Origin of the sequence: Galbibacter sp., assembly GCF_048266365.1 — a bacterium.
Lineage (GTDB): Bacteria > Bacteroidota > Bacteroidia > Flavobacteriales > Flavobacteriaceae > Galbibacter.
The window spans coordinates 55,337-75,501 of the sequence record NZ_JBLWZP010000002.1; the positions used below are offsets into that span (position 1 = coordinate 55,337).

The 20,165-nt window shown below is 36.8% G+C and carries 17 protein-coding genes; 13 read left to right on the plus strand and 4 right to left on the minus strand.

Annotated features, from left to right (window positions below; genetic code table 11):
* Nucleotides 1-103 precede the first annotated feature (103 nt).
* From ACN0TV_RS03205 to ACN0TV_RS03215, 3 genes are all read left to right on the plus strand, one after another.
* Nucleotides 104-595, plus strand: a complete 492-nt coding sequence (locus ACN0TV_RS03205) for a hypothetical protein (protein ID WP_417360053.1) — start codon at nucleotides 104-106, stop codon at nucleotides 593-595.
* Between the two features lie 62 nt (nucleotides 596-657).
* Complete coding sequence (locus tag ACN0TV_RS03210; protein ID WP_417360055.1) at nucleotides 658-1,857, plus strand: alanine dehydrogenase; 1,200 nt, start codon at nucleotides 658-660, stop codon at nucleotides 1,855-1,857.
* Nucleotides 1,858-1,861: 4 nt separating this feature from the next.
* Entirely contained in the window at nucleotides 1,862-2,263 is a 402-nt protein-coding gene (locus tag ACN0TV_RS03215) for a DUF4258 domain-containing protein (RefSeq protein WP_417360057.1), read from the plus strand.
* Nucleotides 2,264-2,273: 10 nt separating this feature from the next.
* Here the strand turns inward: ACN0TV_RS03215 and ACN0TV_RS03220 are convergent, their stop codons facing one another.
* On the minus strand, nucleotides 2,274-3,440 hold the full coding sequence (locus tag ACN0TV_RS03220) for a proline dehydrogenase family protein (RefSeq protein WP_417360059.1): 1,167 nt from the start codon (nucleotides 3,438-3,440) through the stop codon (nucleotides 2,274-2,276).
* Nucleotides 3,441-3,545: 105 nt separating this feature from the next.
* On the opposite strand from ACN0TV_RS03220, the gene aroB reads away from it, so the two are divergent.
* From aroB to ACN0TV_RS03245, 5 genes are all read left to right on the plus strand, one after another.
* Nucleotides 3,546-4,616 (plus strand): 3-dehydroquinate synthase, encoded by a 1,071-nt coding sequence (gene aroB, locus ACN0TV_RS03225; protein WP_417360061.1) that lies wholly within the window; start codon nucleotides 3,546-3,548, stop codon nucleotides 4,614-4,616.
* Between the two features lie 351 nt (nucleotides 4,617-4,967).
* Nucleotides 4,968-6,371, plus strand: a complete 1,404-nt coding sequence (locus tag ACN0TV_RS03230) for an arginine decarboxylase (protein ID WP_417360063.1) — start codon at nucleotides 4,968-4,970, stop codon at nucleotides 6,369-6,371.
* Nucleotides 6,358-7,236 (plus strand): agmatinase, encoded by an 879-nt coding sequence (speB, locus tag ACN0TV_RS03235; protein ID WP_417360067.1) that lies wholly within the window; start codon nucleotides 6,358-6,360, stop codon nucleotides 7,234-7,236. Before ACN0TV_RS03230 ends, speB begins: the two co-directional genes overlap by 14 nt.
* Nucleotides 7,229-8,206, plus strand: a complete 978-nt coding sequence (locus tag ACN0TV_RS03240) for a deoxyhypusine synthase family protein (protein ID WP_417360069.1) — start codon at nucleotides 7,229-7,231, stop codon at nucleotides 8,204-8,206. Before speB ends, ACN0TV_RS03240 begins: the two co-directional genes overlap by 8 nt.
* Nucleotides 8,207-8,281: 75 nt before the next feature.
* A complete protein-coding gene (locus ACN0TV_RS03245) occupies nucleotides 8,282-8,581 on the plus strand; it encodes a hypothetical protein (protein ID WP_417360070.1) in 300 nt (99 codons plus the stop codon).
* Nucleotides 8,582-8,631: 50 nt separating this feature from the next.
* On the opposite strand, the gene ACN0TV_RS03250 is transcribed toward ACN0TV_RS03245, so the two are convergent.
* Nucleotides 8,632-9,150: a DinB family protein gene (locus ACN0TV_RS03250; protein WP_417360072.1), complete on the minus strand. Its 519-nt coding sequence runs from the start codon at nucleotides 9,148-9,150 to the stop codon at nucleotides 8,632-8,634.
* 141 nt (nucleotides 9,151-9,291) lie between these two features.
* Between ACN0TV_RS03250 and ACN0TV_RS03255 the strand changes: the two genes are divergently transcribed.
* Together ACN0TV_RS03255 and ACN0TV_RS03260 are read left to right on the plus strand one after the other, a co-directional pair.
* A complete protein-coding gene (locus tag ACN0TV_RS03255) occupies nucleotides 9,292-12,126 on the plus strand; it encodes a metalloprotease (protein ID WP_417360074.1) in 2,835 nt (944 codons plus the stop codon).
* Between the two features lie 219 nt (nucleotides 12,127-12,345).
* Nucleotides 12,346-14,757, plus strand: coding sequence for an alpha-ketoacid dehydrogenase subunit alpha/beta (locus ACN0TV_RS03260; protein ID WP_417360076.1), 2,412 nt, complete (start codon nucleotides 12,346-12,348; stop codon nucleotides 14,755-14,757).
* 13 nt (nucleotides 14,758-14,770) lie between these two features.
* Here the strand turns inward: ACN0TV_RS03260 and holA are convergent, their stop codons facing one another.
* On the minus strand, nucleotides 14,771-15,772 hold the full coding sequence (gene holA, locus ACN0TV_RS03265) for a DNA polymerase III subunit delta (protein ID WP_417360078.1): 1,002 nt from the start codon (nucleotides 15,770-15,772) through the stop codon (nucleotides 14,771-14,773).
* A gap of 53 nt (nucleotides 15,773-15,825) precedes the next feature.
* Between holA and ACN0TV_RS03270 the strand changes: the two genes are divergently transcribed.
* The 3 genes from ACN0TV_RS03270 (at nucleotide 15,826) to ACN0TV_RS03280 (ending at nucleotide 18,279) form a co-directional block, all read left to right on the plus strand.
* Nucleotides 15,826-16,272, plus strand: coding sequence for a type I restriction enzyme HsdR N-terminal domain-containing protein (locus ACN0TV_RS03270; protein WP_417360080.1), 447 nt, complete (start codon nucleotides 15,826-15,828; stop codon nucleotides 16,270-16,272).
* A 42-nt stretch (nucleotides 16,273-16,314) separates the two neighbouring features.
* A complete protein-coding gene (locus ACN0TV_RS03275; protein ID WP_417360082.1) occupies nucleotides 16,315-17,325 on the plus strand; it encodes a glycosyltransferase in 1,011 nt (336 codons plus the stop codon).
* A 114-nt stretch (nucleotides 17,326-17,439) separates the two neighbouring features.
* Nucleotides 17,440-18,279 (plus strand): OmpA/MotB family protein, encoded by an 840-nt coding sequence (locus ACN0TV_RS03280; protein ID WP_417360084.1) that lies wholly within the window; start codon nucleotides 17,440-17,442, stop codon nucleotides 18,277-18,279.
* A gap of 541 nt (nucleotides 18,280-18,820) precedes the next feature.
* Here ACN0TV_RS03280 and glyA read toward each other — a convergent pair.
* Nucleotides 18,821-20,098: a serine hydroxymethyltransferase gene (gene glyA, locus ACN0TV_RS03285; RefSeq protein ID WP_417360086.1), complete on the minus strand. Its 1,278-nt coding sequence runs from the start codon at nucleotides 20,096-20,098 to the stop codon at nucleotides 18,821-18,823.
* Nucleotides 20,099-20,165 lie beyond the last annotated feature (67 nt).

Here is a 20,165-nt window from a genome sequence, read left to right on the forward strand (position 1 = left end):
TCTATTTATAAAGATGTAAAAGCAGCAGTGTTTTTACATGCAATCAGATTTGGATATAATCTACAGATTCGTTTAATTTGTAGTTATATCCAAATCTGATATTGTGAACAATATAGGTAATAAGAAAATTAGAATTCTATCCGTCGGTTCATTGATGGCTATTTTAATTGCGATTTCTCCATACCTATTTTATCTCTATGAGAGCTTCCCTAATAACAATGTCTGGCATACACGGTTTTTTGATTTTAGAACCGAATATTATCCTTCCCTATACGTGGCAGCATGGACTATAATGAATAAGATTGTTCCATTGTTGCTGCTAATTATTTGGTTTTTTACCTGTAAACATTGGTGGTACCATGTTATTCTTATACCGATTAGTATGTACGTCTTTCAGCTCTTCAGCTCACTTAATGCTGAAATACAGTATGTTGATGAATTTGAGATTTACTACACCATACCAGTGATGATGATAGTAATTCCAGTAGTATACATAGTTCGTTTAAAATTTATTGACAAATATGTCCATGGCATTGATCTGGATAAAATCAACAAAGAGCTTAAGGCTTATAAAGAAAAAGAAAAAAGACCCTAAAGCACATTATTTCTTTTAGACTTAAAAAGTTTAAATTAACTTTGAGCAATTAAGCGAACTAGATGTCATATCCGAATTCACCTTTTACGAAACAGGAATTAATACCCCAGGAAGAAACACTTGAGCTGTTAAAGCAGAAGGGTGAGTTGTTTATTGGGATTCCCAAGGAGGTCTCTTTTCAAGAGAATCGAGTCTGCTTGATTCCTGATGCCGTTAGCGCCCTAGTCTCACAAGGTCATAGAGTAATTATTGAATCCAATGCCGGGGTTAGTGCAAATTATTCGGATAGAGAATATAGCGATGCTGGAGCTCAAATTACCAGCGACAGAAAAAAGGTGTTCTCCTGCCCTATCATACTAAAAGTAGAACCACCTTCACTCTCGGAATTGGAGCTAATCAATCCACAGTCCATTCTTATTTCTGCCCTACAGATTAAAACTAGAAGTAAAAAGTATTTTGAAACCTTGGCTCAAAAGAGAATTACAGCCTTGGCATTTGAATATATAAAGGATGACGATGGTAATTATCCTGCTGTTAGAGCGCTAAGTGAAATTGCTGGAACAGCTTCAGTACTTATCGCCGCTGAGTTAATGACAAATGCCAATAGTGGAAATGGTCTGATGTTCGGAAACATTACGGGAGTTCCGCCTGTAGATGTCGTAATTATCGGTGCGGGTACTGTAGGAGAATTTGCAGCAAGATCTGCCATTGGACTTGGCGCCAATATTAAGGTTTTTGACAATTCTATTACCCGATTGCGGTGCATTCAAAATAATTTAGGTAGAGCACTTTATACCTCTACGCTTCAACCAAAGTATCTTCTTAAAGCCTTAAAACGATGCGATGTCTTAATCGGCGCAGTCAGAGGCGTAGATAGAGCACCTATCGTCGTTTCGCAAACCATGGTTGAGAATATGAAAAATGGTGCAGTTATTATCGATGTCAGTATTGACATGGGAGGCTGTATTGAAACCAGTGAGGTCACTTCACACGACAAGCCTACTTTTGTAAAAAATGGTGTTATTCATTATTGCGTACCAAACATTCCAGCGCGTTACGCCAGAACTGCATCAGTTTCATTGAGTAACATATTCACACCATATCTTTTAAAAATTGGAGAAGATGGAGGTTTAGAACAGTCCATCCGATTTGATAGAGGTCTGAGAAGCGGACTCTATTTCTATCATGGTATCTTAACTAGTAAATCCGTTGCACAATGGTTCGATCTTTCTTACCGCGATATTAATTTATTGATTTTTTAAACGTATGTCTTTATTTAAACGATTTGGTTTCTACCTATTTGGAGTTTGTTTAGGTCTAATTTTCGTGTTTTATTTTTTTAAAGAAAAAAATGCTGAATTTTGTTACCTACCGAATTGCAGAACCCTAAAAACCATCCGAACTCAAGACACCTTGAGTTATAGTGCCTCAATACAAGCCCTTATCGATAAACAAAGTATCGCTAAAGCCAATATCGACTCTATACTTACCTATGGAGATGTGAATTTTTCAAAAAGTAAAATTGACAGAAGTGAGGTTGCTCCTAATGAGCATTGCAACACCTATTATATAGATGGATATATAAACAACGAGCCCGTTGAGCTCGTCGTTTATAATTGTAAATTTTCAGCCGAAGTCAAAGAATTGAATAAAACTGAGCAGCACTAAGAACTTGTTATTATAATTTTCTGCGCTTACGTTCTTGAGAAAGCAGGCTTAGTTCTCTCGTAGTTTGGCCTGCTACAGAGGTATTCTCCTCAGCTCTTCTAATCAGGTATGGCATCACATCCCTAACTGGTCCGAATGGCAAATATTTTGCGACATTATAACCACGATCCGCAAGATTGTAGCTGATGTGATCACTCATTCCATAAAGTTGTCCAAACCATATTCTAGAATCGTTAATTTCCAGGTTTTTCTCTTCCATAAGATTTAAAGCCATTACTGTGCTTTCTTCATTATGAGAACCAAGAAACAATTCTAATTCCCCCAAATGATCAAGCATATAGCGAATTGCTATGTTGTAATTGTCATCCGTAGCTTTTTTAGACTCACAAATTGGTGTTGGATAGCCCATTTCTTCTGCTCTGTCATTCTCTTTCTCCATATAAGCGCCGCGGACAAGTTTCATTCCTACGACAAACCCATCTTCTTTGGCTCTTTGATGAAGACCTTTTAGGTAATCCATACGATCCCAACGGTAGAGTTGTAAGGTATTAAAAACAATAGCTTTTTCGCGATTGTATTTTTTCATCATACTTTCGACAAGTTCATCGGCAGCATCCTGCATATAGCTTTCTTCTGCGTCTATTAAAAGGGCAACATCCAGTTCATATGCCTTTTTGCAAATGGTCTCGTAGCGCAAACAGACGCGATCCCACTCCAATTGTTCCTCTTTCGTAAGGCTTGTTCCCTCTCCTACTTTGACATACAAATCAAAACGTCCAACAGCTGTAGGTTTAAAAACAGCAAACGGAATGGCCGTTTTCTCCTTCACGAGATCTAAGATCTTTAGTGTTCGGGCTACCACCGCGTCGAACTCTTGATCTGTCTCATTGCCTTCTACTGAGTAATCCAGTACCGAGCACACTCCTGCCGAGTATACTAAGTCAACGGTCTTCATGCAGTCTAGTTCACTTACACCACCGCAAAAATGATCAAATACAGTAGCTCTAATCAATCCTTCAACTGGAAGATGTGCTTTAATCGCAAAATTGGTTACCGCAGTTCCAATTCTTACCAGTGGTTGATGAGCAATCATTTTAAACAAAAAATAAGCTCTTTCGAGCTCAGAATCGCTTTTTAATTTAAAAGCAATTTCTGTATTATCAAAAAAGTTTTCCATTTAACAAACCCTTTAAATTTTTGCAAATATAGGATTAGAAAATAAAGTTATATCTATAAAAATCTTGTTATTTTTACACACGTGATAAAATATAAATCTGTTCTTATGTTAACTACCATTTCAAGCAATAATTCTCATGTTCACTTCAATGAAAAAGCATATGTCGAACTCAACAATTTGTTAGCTTCAAAAGCGTATTCCAAATTATTTTTGTTGGTGGATCAAAATACACATCAATATTGCTTAAGCGTATTTCTTGCGAAGTTGGAAAAGGAACATCATTTTGAAATTATAGAGATTCCAGCTGGAGAGGCTCACAAACAAATTGAGACCTGCACCCAAGTATGGGAAGCAATTTCTGAGTTGGGAGGCGACCGAAAATCCTTATTGATCAACCTAGGTGGCGGTGTTGTTACTGATCTAGGTGGATTTGTCGCTGCAACATATATGCGGGGGATCGAATTTGTAAATATTCCTACAAGCTTATTGTCCATGGTAGATGCTTCTGTTGGTGGGAAAACCGGAGTGGATCTCGGACCTTTAAAAAATCAGGTGGGTGTTTTTACAGAACCTTTAATGGTGTTAGTAGATATTGAATACCTCAATAGCCTACCCGGGAATGAACTCAGAAGTGGTTTAGCGGAAATGTTGAAACACGGACTTATTTGTGATCTTAACTATTGGAATCAACTCAGCAAGATGGACCAGCTTGACCCCTCTGCCCTTCAGGATCTAATCCACCGTTCAGTTGAGATCAAAAACCAGGTGATTAGCCAGGATCCATTAGAAGGCGGTCTACGTAAAATTTTAAACTTTGGTCATACCTTAGGACATGCCATAGAATCCTATTTCTTAGAGCATCCTGATAAAACAACACTTCTTCATGGCGAGGCCATTGCAATAGGTATGATTATGGAAGCCTATTTGTCAGTACATCTGACAGGTCTACCACAAGAAAGACTAGATGAAATTAAGGCTGTCTTTTCAAATTATTACAAGGCTCAAAATATAGAACCACAAGAATTAGAAAGCATCATTGAACTGATGCGTTTTGATAAGAAAAACAACAGTGGTAAGGTGAATTTTGCCCTATTGGAAGACATCGCAAAACCCGTTTGGGATATAAACGCAGATAACGAGTTGATCTACAAGTCCTTAGAATACTATAAAAAATAATATTTTTTGTTGTGCGTTTAAAAAAAATAATGATTTTTGTCTAGGTATAATTTGCTTTGTACTTTTAAATGTATATTTAATCTGACGGTAGTTAATAATACTGTCTTATCGTATTAATGAATATTTTTTTGAATTCCGCGTATATAGGGACTAGGAAGTTTTCACTATATGTATCTCAAAGTTTGAGGTCTCGGTTCTTAAATGTTACTTCCAATGATCTAATAAATAATACTATGCCCTATTGGGTCATGTATTCCCCTGCTTATTTGCGTATTTAATATTTTGTAATAATTATCTGAAAATTGAATTAACAAGATTTTACTTTTTATTTAATATTACATAAATTTCATTATGAAAACTAAATACATCGATCTGATCGATCAGTCATTTTATTTTCCTCAAGAAGAGTTTACCTTGGCGGAGAACAATTTACAATTTCATGGTATTGACTTGATGGAATTGGTAAAAACCTATGGTGCACCTTTAAAATTCACCTATTTACCACAGATATCAAACAATATAAATCGTGCGAAATTCTGGTTTCAAGATGCTATTAAAAGGCATGATTACAAGGGAGATTACCACTACTGTTATTGTACTAAAAGTTCTCACTTTAGCCATGTGTTAAACGAGGCTTTAAAAAACGACATCCATATTGAAACCTCTTCAGCTTTTGATATTGATATTGTAAAAAACCTTATAAAATCAGGCAAATTAAGCAAAGAGAATTATGTGCTATGCAACGGTTTTAAAAGGGATAAGTATATTGAAAATATAGCAGAGTTAATCAACGGTTCTCACAAGAAATGTATTCCTATAATTGATAATTACGAGGAGTTAAACCTATTGACAGAAGCCATTGATGGTTCATTTAATGTTGGGATCCGTATCGCATCTGAGGAAGAACCAAAGTTTGAGTTCTACACCAGCAGATTAGGTATTGGGTATAAAAACATAGTTCCATTTTACAATAGAGAAATTAAGGATCAAAAAAATGTGAACCTAAAAATGCTTCACTTTTTCATCAATACTGGGATTCGTGACACCTCCTATTATTGGAATGAACTTTTAAAATGTTTAAAAGTATACATCCAACTAAAGAAAGTCTGCCCTACACTTGATTCCTTAAATATTGGAGGAGGCTTTCCTATCAAGAATTCACTGGCGTTTGAGTATGATTATCAGTATATGGTTGATGAAATCATTCACCAAATTCAAAGAGCTTGTGAAGAGGCAGATGTTGATGTTCCTCATATTTTTACTGAATTCGGAAGTTTTACCGTTGGTGAGAGTGGAGGTGCTATTTATCAGGTTTTGTACCAAAAACAGCAGAACGACAGAGAGAAATGGAATATGATAGATTCATCATTTATCACCACCCTTCCAGATAGCTGGGCAATTAGTAAACGATTTATCATGCTACCGCTCAACCGCTGGAACGAAGAATATGAACGTGTTCTACTTGGCGGACTGACTTGTGATAGTGATGATTATTACAACTCAGAACAGAACCTCAATGCCATTTACCTGCCGAAGTACATTAAAAACAATCCGTTATATATAGGGTTTTTCAACACTGGGGCCTATCAAGAAAGTGTCGGAGGTTTTGGTGGATTACAACACTGTTTAATCCCGTCGCCAAAGCAGGTCTTAATTGATAGAGACGACCATGGTAATGTGGTTACAAAGCTATTTTCAGAACAACAAACAGCAAATGACTTTTTAAAAATATTAGGTTACGATGAACAAAACTAATTATGCTGGTATACCAGATAAATACGCTCGTCTAGAAGATGCCAAAGTCGTCTTAATTCCTGTACCATACGATGGAACAAGTACTTGGCAAAAGGGTGCAGACAAAGGACCTGAAGCATTTTTACAAGCTTCGGAAAACATGGAGCTCTTCGATATCGAAACACGAAGTGAGCCATATAAAAAAGGGGTTTACCTCGCACCAGCAGTACTGGAAAATAGCAGTCCAGAAAAAATGGTTGAGGCCGTTTATAAGACTACCAAGAATTACATAAATCAACAAAAGTTCGTAACCCTTTTTGGTGGAGAGCACTCTATTTCTATAGGCTCTATTAAAGCATTTGCGGATGTTTTTGAAGATTTAACCGTACTTCAATTAGATGCCCATGCGGATCTTAGGGAGGAATATAACGGGAGCAAATGTAACCACGCTTGCGCCGTTTACCAGGCTAGTCTAACGACGAAGTTAATTCAGGTTGGAATCCGAAGCATGGACATTTCCGAATTAGATAATATGGTTGAAGAGCAAACCTATTTTGCAGAGCAAATTATTCTAGATGAAGATTGGATGTCAGACTCGATAGATCAGATGACTGAAAATGTCTTTATTACAATTGATCTCGATGCGTTTGATCCTTCCATATTGCCATCAACAGGTACTCCTGAACCTGGTGGACTATTATGGTTTGAGACTTTAGAATACTTGAAAAAGGTATTTAAAAAGAAAAATGTAGTAGGATTTGACATCGTAGAATTATGTCCAAATCCTACTGAGAAGTCATCCGACTTTTTAGCGGCAAAGTTGTATTATAAGATGTTAGCATATAAATTTAAATATTCGAATTTCAAAACCATAAGTGATGAGTAGGACAAAGGGAGAAATTAGTAATTTTATTGAAAAGTACTATTTACATTTTAATGCAGCTACCGTTGTGGATGCAGCCAAATCATATGAAGAGCAGCTTGATAAAGGTTCTAAAATGATGGTAACCTTGGCAGGCGCAATGAGTACTGCTGAACTAGGTAAAATTTTTGCTGAAATGATCCGTCGTGATAAGGTTCAAATTATCTCCTGTACAGGAGCAAACCTTGAGGAGGATATCATGAACCTAGTGGCGCATTCTCATTACAAAAGAATTCCTAATTATAGGGATCTTACACCAAAGGAGGAATGGGATTTAATGGAGAGCGGACTTAATCGTGTTACAGATACCTGTATTCCAGAAGAAGAAGCTTTTAGAAGACTTCAAAAGCACATTTTTAAGATTTGGAAGGATGCTGATGATAAAGGAGAGCGCTACTTGCCACATGAGTATATGTATAAATTATTACTTTCTGGAGTTCTAGAAGAGTATTATGAGATCGACTTAAAAGACTCATGGATGTATGCTGCTGCTGAAAAGAACCTTCCAATTATCGTTCCTGGATGGGAAGATAGTACCATGGGAAATATTTTTGCTTCCTATGTTGTTAAAGGTGAACTCAAGGCACAAACGATGAAAAGTGGTATTGAATACATGACTTTTCTAGCAGAATGGTATACCAATAACTCAGATAAAGGCGTAGGTTTCTTCCAAATTGGAGGGGGAATTTCAGGAGACTTCCCAATTTGTGTAGTGCCAATGCTTTATCAGGACCTCGAAAGAACAGATACTCCGTTTTGGAGTTACTTCTGTCAAATTTCTGATTCTACCACGAGTTATGGTTCATATTCTGGAGCAGTTCCAAATGAGAAGATTACTTGGGGAAAATTGGATATTAACACTCCAAAATTCATTATAGAATCGGACGCAACCATTGTTGCGCCTCTAATTTTCGCGTATCTATTAGATATGTAATTTTAGAAATAAAATTAAAAATATTATTAACTTTCGTTTACATTTACAGCTGTAAACTTAGATTCTTTATCAACCATGAGACGTGTAATTGTTGATTTCAAAAAACTGACAAATGAGATCCTATCCATGTTAGTAGAAAAGTATCCCGATGGTTATGGGGATGACGATATCATTAGATTTAAAAACGCTAATAATGAGTCAGTTGAGGCCGTAGAGGTACGAACAGATGACACCATTTACTTGGTTAAAGTGAGTACACGTTTGGCTAATACCATGGAGAAATTCGAAGATGAAGACGAGGAAGACTTTGGTTCAGAAGAAATGGCTGAGAACCTAGATATTCCTGGAGAAGATCAAGACCAAGAAGAGGAATAAGCATTAAATACTTACGCCTGAACTTTAAGTTTGGGTGTAAGTATAGCTTTTTACCTTAAATATCGCTCTTCTATAATATTCAAATGGTGTTTCTGATGACCACAGCTAAAAAATCCTAGCGCGGCTACACTAACGGAGTTCCCAATTAAAATTCCGCGATTTAACAATTCTTCTTTAGAAAAGCTTTCAAAAAGCTTAATGGTGCTTGAACGAACAACATCGTAATGTTCGAGAAGTTGTTTCTTTTCAGCCAACGTCCGCTTTGCATTTTCTGCAAACACATCATGATCATAACCTTCGAGTATTGTTCCTGGATTCCTGGCAAAACAAAGTGCACGGTATTGAAATACCCGCTCTCCATCAATAAGATGCTGAACAACCTCCCCAATACTCCACTTTCCTTGTTCATACGAGAAATTATATTGCTCTTGTGGAATACTTTGCATAAAGGTAATAAAATGGTCTTTTGATTGTTGTAAGCACTCAAGAAGGTCTACCGACCCAAGTAAATCTATATACTTATTAAAATATTCTGGACAGTCAATTGGTTGTAATTCTGCTGAATTCATGGCTTGGTTTTATGAGTTCGCAAATTAAGGATTTTGATTCGGAAGTCTAATTTTTTTTAGCTAATATTGTAAACATCTCAACCAAAAATAACAGTGTTAGAAAAAAGGTTCAACCTTGACCTATTAATTTAAAGATTACGCATGAACCAAACTTTAAAGTTGAAGCCTATACAACACATTTTTATTCTTTTTTTATCGCTCACCAATTTGGTATTGCACGCCCAAGAGGTTAATCATATCAAGGCTGAGCTTAACACCGAAACCCACACCTTAAACATTCAGCAAGAATTGGTGTACACCAATAAAAGTTTGGATACTCTAAATGAAATCTGGTTATATGATTGGAATAATGCCTATGTGGATAAAACCACTCCCCTAGCCAAACGCTTTGCGGAGGAGTTCAATAAAAGTATTCACTTAGCGCGGCCAGAACAAAGAGGTCATACTGAAATTATAAGCCTGACAGATCCAAACTTCGGATTTTTGAAATGGGAACGATTAAAGGTCCAAGACATTATAAGGGTTCAGCTAAATTTCCCGATTTATCCAGGCAAATCTTACCGTTTGAAGTTATCGTATAAAGTAAAGTTACCCAGTGCTGAATTTACAGGGTACGGATATAATAATTTCAATGATTACCGACTGCGTTACTGGTATATCGTACCCGGGATTTACGATGAAAAATGGATGGCTTATAGCAATAAAAATCTCAATGATTTAAACCAATTAGTAAAAGAGGTATCCCTAGAATTAACGGTTCCTAAGACCTACACCCTCATCAGTGATCTTGACCAGTTAAAGGCTCAAGAAAACGGGGATAAAAAAACCCTGTATCTAAAGGGTCAAAACCGTGGTGAGATTCAGTTAGATATAACCAAATCCAATAATTTTGAGACAGTTCGCACCAATGACATTGAACTTATTACCAATTTGCAAAGTAGAGACACCTTGGAAGTTAATAAGTTATTATCCGCCGAACGTGTCTTTGACTTTTTAGAAAATAGACTAGGTTCTTATCCCCATAATAAGATCATGGTCAGCGAGGAGGAATATGGAAGAAGTCCAAATTACGGCATCAATCAGCTACCATCCTTTTTAAGGCCTTTTCCTGATAGTTTTCAATATGATTTAAAATTGCTTAAAATTGCCACACAGGCCTATCTTGATAACACTTTATTTCTAGATGATCGCAAGGAACATTGGGTAAAGGAAGGAATCCAAATTTATCTGATGATGGCGTACATCAACACCTACTATAAGGACATGAAACTCTTGGGAAAATTGTCCAAAATATGGGGAATACGCAATTATCACCTTGCTCAAATGGACTTTAATGATCAGTATCCGCTACTCTATATGCTAACGGCTAGAAACAACACAGATCAACCGCTAAACATTTCAAGAGATTCTTTGATTAAATTTAACGAACGTATCGCTAATCGCTACAAATCCGGTGTCGGGTTGGCTTATCTCAATAGTTATTTAGGAGATCATTATATCGATCGCAAGATTAAAGAGTACTATAACGCGTACGCACAAAAAAGCAGTTCTGCGCAAAATTTTGAAGATTTTCTAAAAGCAGATACACCTAAGGATATTGACTGGTATTTTGATACCTTTATAGAAACTAAGGACAAGATTGATTTTAAAATCACCAAGTTACACAAAACGAAGGATTCAGTATTTGTCAATATTAAAAACAAACGTGGGACAGAGGCACCAATCACCCTCTTTGGCATGGATAAAAATGATTCCATATTATTTAAACAATGGTATCAAGGCATTGATGATACTAAGAAAGTAAGTGTTCCTAAAAAAGATCTGAAACGTTTGGTTTTAAATTATGACCGGATAATTCCAGAGATCAATGAGCGTGATAATTGGAAATCAGTAAATGGATTTCTTTCCACGGATCGTAAATTAAAATTCCAATTCTTCAAAGATTTTGAAGACCCCTATTACAATCAAATCTTATATGTGCCCGTTTTTAGCTTTAATATTTACGATGGAGTAACGACGGGGCTTCGGTTTTACAACAAAACGTTTTTAGCCAAGCCTTTTCTATACGATTTAAAACCATCATATGCTTTCGGAGAAGGTGCTCTAGTTGGATCCGGGACATTTCGGTATAGGGATTATGTAGAACATGGCAATATGCATCAAATCGACTACTACCTTTATGGTTCTTCTTTTCATTATGCTGACGGACTGCGCTATAGTACTATTACTCCTTCGATTACTTTTCATTTTAGAAATGATGATCTGAGATCCAATGAACGTGAACTGCTCAACGTGCGTTTTGTCAATGTCTTAAGAGATAAATCACCGACGATTGATTCAGATCCTGATTATAGTGTGTTAAATGCCAGATATGCCTATGGTAATAATGGTATTATTGATTACAGATCCTGGTTCGTAGACTTGGAGGTGGCTAGTGAGTTCTCTAAACTTTCATTTAACTGGGAACTGCGAAAGCTATTCCCCAATAATCGGCAATTGAACTTAAGGGTATTCGCGGGAAAATTCATCTACAATCAGACCAACTCAGACTTCTTCAGTTTCGCCTTGGATCGTCCAACCGACTATATGTTTGACTATGATTACTTAGGTCGATCAGAAGATTCGGGGATATTTAGCCAACAACTTATTATTTCAGAAGGTGGATTTAAATCCAAATTATCTACTCCTTACGCCAATGACTGGATAGTAACCACTAATGCAAGTATTAATATTTGGAAGTGGATAGAGGTATATGGAGATTTAGGAATGATTAAAAACAAATACCAAGACGCACACTTTGTATATGATTCCGGAATACGACTAAATCTAGTGACAGATTATTTTGAACTGTACTTACCTGTGTACTCCAATAATGGCTGGGAAATAGCTCAACCTCAATACGATGAGAAAATTCGTTTTATTGTAACCCTAAGCCCGAAAACCCTAATTGGACTCTTTACAAGGAAGTGGTTCTAAAAAACATGCAAATAACAGCATGATTTTAATAAGCTTCTGATGCATCCGTTTTGATAAAATAATGAAAATTATTCATAATTTTGGCTATTATCTAAATATAATTTAAAAAATCAGCAATCGATTAAGATATTAATGGATTATTGTTAATAAATGCTCATTTTATTTAATTGCATAACCCATTCTTTTTGCCTATTTTTGTCGGGTTAGATCTTATATTTTATGCAAGCTAAATCCTTTACAAAAGAAGATATTTCATTCGAAGATTTTAAAAGTCAAATACTTAATGACTACAAGGTGGCGGTCACTAGCCGTGAATGTAGTTTATTTGGCCGTAGAGAAGTTTTAACAGGTAAAGCTAAATTTGGAATTTTTGGTGACGGAAAGGAGTTGCCACAACTCGCCATGGCTAAGACTTTTAAAAAGGGTGATTTCAGAAGTGGATACTACAGAGATCAAACCTTTATGATGGCCATTGGAGCGTTAAGTATCAAAAATTTCTTTGCAGGATTATATGCGCATACTGATATCGAAAAAGAACCCATGAGTGCCGGAAGGCAGATGGGAGGGCATTTTCTTACCACCAGCAACAATCCTGATGGTAGCTGGGTGGACTTGACACAACAAAAAAACAGCGCCGCCGATATATCAACTACCGGTGGGCAAATGCCAAGACTGCTTGGGCTGGCACAAGCTTCTAAAATTTATAGAGAACTCAAAGATATTGATAGCAGCGGATTTTCAGTAAACGGAAATGAAGTTGCTTGGGGTACTATAGGAAACGCGAGTACCAGTGAAGGGATTTTCTTTGAAACTGTCAATGCTGCGGGTGTTATGCAGGTTCCCATGGTGATAAGTATCTGGGATGATGATTATGGAATATCCGTACATGCCAAGCATCAGACCACCAAAGAAAATATTGGAGAAATTCTCAAAGGATTCCAAAGAACAGAAACTGAAAAAGGGTTCGAGATTATTGTTGTAAACGGCTGGGATTACGTAGAATTAACCAAAGCCTACTCCAAGGCTGAAAGTATTGCTAGAGAACAGCATGTACCTGTGATTATTCACGTTAATGAACTCACCCAACCGCAAGGTCATTCTACCTCAGGTTCACATGAGCGTTACAAATCCAAGCAGCGCTTAGACTGGGAAAAGAAATACGATTGTAATGCCCAATTCAGATCCTGGATCATTGCCAATAATTTTGCGACTAGTGAAGAATTGGAGATCATTGAGAAACAAGTCAAAAAAGATGTTCGTGATGGTAGGAAAGAAGCATGGCTTGAATTTATTACTCCTATAAAAGAACAAAAGAAAGCCGTTGTAAAATTGCTTGCAGAATTGTCGAACTCAAGTACTAATAAGAACTTTATCGATAGAATTAAAAATGACCTTATAGCGGTAGATGATCCAGCAAAGCGTCAGATTTTAGGTTCAGCTAGGAAAGCACTTCGATATGTCGTAAACGAAGATTCTAAAGAAAAAGCCACTTTAATTCGGTGGATTGAGAACTTCTATACTAAGACCCAACCAGAATACAGTTCACACCTTTACAGTGAAACTAAAAACAATGCAGTAAATATAGCTGCTGTAGCACCACTCTATCCAGACAATCCCGAACAGGTAGATGGAAGAATTGTGCTTAGAGATAATTTTGATAAGCTATTTGCTACCCATAAAAATGCTCTAGTCTTTGGTGAGGACAGTGGAAAAATCGGGGATGTTAATCAAGGTTTAGATGGACTTCAAGAAAAATATGGAGAACTTCGTGTGGCCGACACCGGGATACGTGAGGCTTCTATAGTGGGACAAGGAATTGGGCTCGCCATGAGAGGACTTCGCCCTATTGCAGAAATACAATATCTTGACTATATATTATATGCCCTCTATGTGTTGAGTGATGATTTGTCGACTTTATTATACCGGACTGTTGGAAAACAAAAGGCTCCAGTGATTATTCGAACACGTGGTCACCGTTTAGAAGGAATTTGGCATGCCGGTTCACCTATGGGAGGATTGATACACCTGTTGAGAGGGATGTACATCCTAACTCCTAGAAACATGACCAAAGCAGCTGGTTTCTACAACACTTTAATGGAAAGTGATGAGCCAGCACTGATTATAGAAAGTTTAAATGGGTATCGTTTAAAAGAGGCACTACCGACGAATTTAGGAGAATTCAGAGTACCAATTGGTGTTGTTGAAACCTTAAAAACAGGTAGTGATATCACCGTTGTTTCCTACGGTTCTACACTTAGAATTGTAGAGCAGGTGGCAAAGGAGCTGTTAGAAGTTGATATTGATATTGAACTTATCGATGCTCAGAGCTTACTTCCATTTGATATTGACCATCACACGGTAGAGAGTTTGAAAAAGACCAATCGTTTATTAATAGTTGATGAGGATGTCCCTGGCGGATGTTCTGCATATTTACTTCAGGAAATTGTTGAGAACCAAGGAGGCTACAAATATTTAGACAGTGCTCCACAAACATTGGCTTCTAAAGCACACAGACCTGCATATGCTAGTGATGGGGATTATTTTTCTAAACCCAATGCTGAGGATATATTTGAAAAAATATATGCGATTATGCACGAATCCAACCCTTTAAAATATCCAAAACTTCGTTAGAAAATTTTTAGTATTAGAAAATTGCGAGTTGTAATTCTTTAAGTAAGTCGCCTTGAGGCATATTGGTAGCGCCTACCCCTTTACCCTTCATGTCGAGTTGCCGTAACTTAGAAACCACTTGACTACATTGCTTCATAGGATAATTTCGTGCTGCAACTTGATACTCTGAGACAAAATATGGATTAATTTTAAGGGCTGATGCTACAGCAGATTTGGATTGATCCGAAAGTCCATGGTAGTGCAGCAATTGTGCGAAAAAACTATACAACAAAGAGATGGTGACTACAAATGGATTGTCTTTAGGATTTTGAGAGAAATACTGAATAATTTTAGCAGCTTTTAAAACATCGCGCTCGCCTATGGCTTTGCGCAATTCAAAATTATTGAATTCCTTACTAATACCTATGTTTTCTTCGATGTGGCTTGGCGTAATCTCAGTACCTTTTGGAATAATGATCTGTAGTTTTTCTAATTCTTTGCTAATTCTACTAAGATCGTTACCTAAGAATTCAACCAACATTTGGGTAGCTTTTGGTGAGATCTTGTAGTCCCTTCCACTGAGTATTCTCCGAATCCATTCCCCAACCTGGTTCTCATAGAGCTTTTTACTCTCAAAGATGTAGCCCTTTTTAGCAATAGCTTTATAGGCTTTTTTACGTTTATCCAACTTCTTATATTTATAACAAAAAATCAAGACTGTTGTAGGTTGTGGGTTCAGCGCATAAGACTCTATTTGATCAATGGTTCTGGAGAGATGTTGGGCTTCTTTTACAATAATTACCTGCCGTTCGGCCATCATCGGATAACGTTTGGCGCTCGAAGTAATAGCCTCAATGCTAACGTCCTTTCCATACATCACCATCTGATTAAACCCCTTCTCCTCCTGGCTTAAAATAGATTGTTCCATGTACTCGGCTATCTTATCGATATAGTAAGGTTCTTCACCCATCAGGAAATATATAGGTTTAATTTGTCCAGCCTTAATTTCCTTTACTATTTTAGCAACTTCATCCATTTGATTTGAACCTAAATTTAATTAATCCATGAATTAATCTGATATTTGTGACTATGCAGCAATTATCATTTCCGACATATGAGTTTCGTTTCAAAAATAGCAAAAATAAAATCCATATTTTTGATGAAGTCAGGAAAAAGTTTATCCTTCTCCAGCCAGAGGAATGGGTGCGACAACATGTGGTCAAATTCCTTAGGATTCAAAAAAATTACCCCATCTCATTAATTAATGTAGAGAAGGAGCTAACAGTCAACGGATTAAAAAAACGATACGATGTTGTTGTCTATAACCCAGATGGTAGTATTGAATTGGTTGTCGAGTGTAAAGCGCCAAAAATCCCCATCACACAGGATACTTTTGACCAATTAGCACGTTATAATAGCGCCTTGCAAGGAAATTTCCTCATGGTGACCAATGGCTTACAGCATTATTATTGTAAAATGGATTACGAGAAAGAAATGTATGTCTTTCTAAAGGAAATTCCACCTTATATGCTTTAATTTGCAGCCATGTTTAAAATGTGTAGTAATTAAAAGTTACCAATGAAAGTAGCAGTTGTCATTCTAAATTGGAATGGAAAGGACTTATTAGAAAAATTTTTACCTTCTGTCGTAAAGCATTCCAATGATGCGGCTATATATGTAGCAGATAATGCCTCGAGTGATGATTCTGTTGACTTTGTAAAAAAGCACTACCCGGAGATCACTATCATTAAAAATGACTCCAATGGAGGTTTTGCCAAAGGATATAATGATGCCCTTGTCAATGTTAAGGAAGACATTTACTGTTTGTTAAATTCAGATGTGGAAGTTACCCCCAACTGGATTGCCCCTATTACCACTCTTTTTGAACAAAATAAGAATATAGCCATTGCCCAGCCAAAGATAAAGGACTATAAAATGAAGTCTCATTTTGAATATGCTGGAGCAGCAGGTGGATTTTTAGATCGCCTTGGATATCCATTTTGTAGAGGTCGGGTATTCCAAACTCTTGAAGAAGACAAAGGTCAGTATAACGATACTACAGAAATATTTTGGGCAACTGGAGCCTGTATGTTCATACGTAAAGAGGTTTTCCATAATCTTGGAGGTTTTGACGAAGATTACTTTGCGCATCAGGAGGAGATTGATTTGTGTTGGCGAGCTCATAATCACGGTTTAAAAGTGTATTATATTGCTGATTCACAAATCTATCATGTCGGTGGTGCAACCTTGGCAAATATGAATCCCAAAAAGACGTTTTTAAACTTTAGAAACTCCCTGTACTCGATCACCAAAAATTTGCCAAAGCGCAAAGTACTACCTTTAATTATTGCACGATTATTTTTAGATGGAATCGCGGGAATCCGCTTTCTTTTTCAATTTAAATTCTTACATTTATGGGCAATAATAAGAGCGCACTTCAGTTATTACTATAATTTTAATAAAACCTTTAAAAAGAGGGGTCTAATTGAAAAGGATATAAAGTATTATGAAGGCAATTCTGTTGTTTTAGGTTATTTTGTCAAAGGGAAACAATATTTCAGTCAATACGCAAAGAAAAAATCTACTTAAACCCGCGTTATTACTGATTTAAGAGAAAATTAACTAAAAACGAAGAACAAACATGCGCTTTTTATCTATTTTTGTGTAAAATTGTTAAAACGTTAATTAAGTAAAATCATAATCATGAAACAAATTTTATTATTTGGGGCAGCTGCTGCAATTTTTCTTTCTTCCTGTGTGTCTTCTAAGAAGTACGCGGAGTTACAAACCAAGCAGAAGCAAACCGAAGACTTATTAAACTCTGCCACTGTAAAGCTTAATACATGTTTGGAAGAGAAAGATAATTATAAATCGCAGTTGGACGTTCTTAGAAGGAACAATCAGGATTTAATTAACAACATGGGTAACCTTACAACGCTTACCGCGAAAGGTGCCGATAACTTAGAAAAATCATTAGAAAGTCTTAGAGAAAAAGATTTGACAATCCGCAAATTACAAGATGCTGTTACTCGTAGAGATTCTGTAAACCTTTCGCTTGTACAAAGCTTAAAAGGAGTGTTGGGTAACCTTGATGACGAGGATATCAACATCAGCGTTGAAAAAGGAGTGGTTTATGTAAACATTTCTGACAAATTATTATTCTCTAGTGGTAGTACTACGGTATCTGCAAGAGCTAAAGAAGTGCTAGGTAAAGTTGCAACTGTTGTTAAAAACAAACCTGACTTCGAATTTATGGTTGAAGGTCACACTGATACTGTGCCGATTCACACTGCTAAAATGAGTGATAACTGGGACTTGAGTGTACTTAGAGCTACTTCAGTAGTTAGAATTCTTCAAAATGATTTCGGAGTATCTCCATCTAGAATGACTGCTGCGGGTAGAAGTCAATACATTCCAGTATCATCTAACGATACTAAAGATGGAAGAGCTAAAAACAGAAGAACAAGAATCGTTATTCTTCCTAAATTGGATCAGTTCTACAGTATGATTGAAGAAGGAATGAAAGATCCTGCTATTAACTAATTAGGTCGATTTATCACCTAGGTTAAAGTATTATAATATATTTCAAAAGGGGCTGTCTATAACTAGGCGGCCTTTTTTGTTGGTAATTGGATACTTATTTAAACGGGTTACGCTTATGTATAGAAGGTGGTCAGCTAACGGATCATAGATTTATCCGAGTAAACCTTCCTCACTACTTTGGTTGCGATTTGTTTGATTGTTCGCCTTGTTCTGATGATTATAAGTATTTCGGGGATCAACGACACAGGTTAGGCTGTGCTACTCGCTGGTGCCGGCATCGCAAATAGGAGCGCGTCAAATGGACCCTTTGTACTGTTGTAATTAACAATTATACACCACAAAAAAGTCTGCGTATTGATATTGAAAAGCCTATAGTGGATCAGGCAGTGAAAGGTTGCTATTCAACCGACGCCAAGCCGCACATTAAAAGTTAGTATGATGGGCGAGTGAAAACCGCACAAAGGTTTTGAAGAACAACAGAGAACAAAAAAACCTTTAAGAAATGCTCCTTAAAGGTTTTTATAAAGTTATTTAACAATGCTTATCCAATAAAAAACAAAGGTCTATCTGCCATTAGATCATAAACCTCTTTCTTTATCGCCTCTAAAGCTGCTTCATCTTCTCTACCAGTCAATACACGATCGATTAAATCAACGATATCAACCACCTCAGATTCATTAAGTCCTCGAGTAGTAACTGCAGATACTCCAATACGAATACCGCTAGTTACAAATGGACTTTTATCGTCAAAAGGAACCATGTTTTTATTCACCGTGATATTAGCTTTTCCTAATGCCTCCTCTGCTTCTTTTCCGGAAAGATCTTTGTTTCTAAGATCGATCAACATCATATGGTTATCAGTTCCATCAGATATGATATTGTAGCCTTTGTCAACAAAGGCTTTTGCCATGGCAGCAGCATTTTTCTTTACACGAACAATATAATGTAAGAAATCCTCTGAAAGCGCTTCTCCAAATGCGATCGCTTTGGCAGCAATTATGTGTTCCAACGGACCTCCTTGGTTTCCAGGGAAAACAGCGCTATCCAACAATGAGGACATCATTCTTAAATTCCCGTTTTTAAGCTTAAGTCCAAATGGGTTTTCAAAATCTTTTCCCATCAATATCAAACCACCTCTTGGTCCTCTAAGGGTTTTATGCGTTGTTGTGGTTACAATATGACAATGAGGAATTGGATCACTCAATACTCCTTTAGCGATAAGTCCAGCAGGGTGAGAAATATCTGCAAATAAAATCGCATTTACCTGGTCAGCAATTTCTCTGAATTTTTTAAAATCAATATCTCTAGAGTACGCAGAAGCACCAGCTATAATCAATTTCGGTTGTTCCTTTTTGGCTATCTCCAAAATACGGTCATAATTTAGCCTTCCTGTTTCCTTCTCTACGCCGTAAAATACAGGGTTGTATAATTTCCCTGAAAAGTTTACTGGTGAACCATGAGTAAGGTGACCTCCATGAGAAAGGTCAAAACCTAAAATCTTATCTCCTGGCTTTAAACAAGCGGCAAATACAGCAGTGTTCGCTTGAGAACCACTGTGAGGCTGCACATTTGCATAGGCAGCTCCAAATAATTCTTTTGCTCTATCAATGGCAATACTCTCTACAACATCAACTACTTCACAACCTCCGTAGTATCGTTTTCCAGGGTAGCCCTCGGCATACTTGTTTGTTAGCACTGAGCCTGCAGCTTCCATGACTTGTTCACTTACAAAGTTTTCGGATGCAATAAGTTCTATCCCCTCCAATTGGCGCTGCTTTTCAGCTTCAATAAGTTCAAAAATTTGATCGTCTCTTTTCATTTCGAGTTGTTAGCGTTAAAGAAAGTTCAAAAATATAAAATACATTCGGTAAATTAATATAAATTAA

Excerpts from the sequence above, each read along its gene's own strand:
- speB (WP_417360067.1), top strand. The coding sequence starts at position 6,358 with ATGAACAAAACTAATTATGCTGGTATACCAGATAAATACGCTCGTCTA.
- glyA (WP_417360086.1), bottom strand. The coding sequence starts at position 20,098 with ATGAAAAGAGACGATCAAATTTTTGAACTTATTGAAGCTGAAAAGCAG.
- ACN0TV_RS03210 (WP_417360055.1), top strand. The coding sequence starts at position 658 with ATGTCATATCCGAATTCACCTTTTACGAAACAGGAATTAATACCCCAG.
- ACN0TV_RS03280 (WP_417360084.1), top strand. The coding sequence starts at position 17,440 with ATGAAACAAATTTTATTATTTGGGGCAGCTGCTGCAATTTTTCTTTCT.
- ACN0TV_RS03250 (WP_417360072.1), bottom strand. The coding sequence starts at position 9,150 with ATGAATTCAGCAGAATTACAACCAATTGACTGTCCAGAATATTTTAAT.
- ACN0TV_RS03260 (WP_417360076.1), top strand. The coding sequence starts at position 12,346 with ATGCAAGCTAAATCCTTTACAAAAGAAGATATTTCATTCGAAGATTTT.
- ACN0TV_RS03215 (WP_417360057.1), top strand. The coding sequence starts at position 1,862 with ATGTCTTTATTTAAACGATTTGGTTTCTACCTATTTGGAGTTTGTTTA.
- holA (WP_417360078.1), bottom strand. The coding sequence starts at position 15,772 with ATGGATGAAGTTGCTAAAATAGTAAAGGAAATTAAGGCTGGACAAATT.
- ACN0TV_RS03245 (WP_417360070.1), top strand. The coding sequence starts at position 8,282 with ATGAGACGTGTAATTGTTGATTTCAAAAAACTGACAAATGAGATCCTA.
- ACN0TV_RS03255 (WP_417360074.1), top strand. The coding sequence starts at position 9,292 with ATGAACCAAACTTTAAAGTTGAAGCCTATACAACACATTTTTATTCTT.
- ACN0TV_RS03275 (WP_417360082.1), top strand. The coding sequence starts at position 16,315 with ATGAAAGTAGCAGTTGTCATTCTAAATTGGAATGGAAAGGACTTATTA.
- aroB (WP_417360061.1), top strand. The coding sequence starts at position 3,546 with ATGTTAACTACCATTTCAAGCAATAATTCTCATGTTCACTTCAATGAA.
- ACN0TV_RS03220 (WP_417360059.1), bottom strand. The coding sequence starts at position 3,440 with ATGGAAAACTTTTTTGATAATACAGAAATTGCTTTTAAATTAAAAAGC.
- ACN0TV_RS03270 (WP_417360080.1), top strand. The coding sequence starts at position 15,826 with ATGCAGCAATTATCATTTCCGACATATGAGTTTCGTTTCAAAAATAGC.
- ACN0TV_RS03240 (WP_417360069.1), top strand. The coding sequence starts at position 7,229 with ATGAGTAGGACAAAGGGAGAAATTAGTAATTTTATTGAAAAGTACTAT.
- ACN0TV_RS03230 (WP_417360063.1), top strand. The coding sequence starts at position 4,968 with ATGAAAACTAAATACATCGATCTGATCGATCAGTCATTTTATTTTCCT.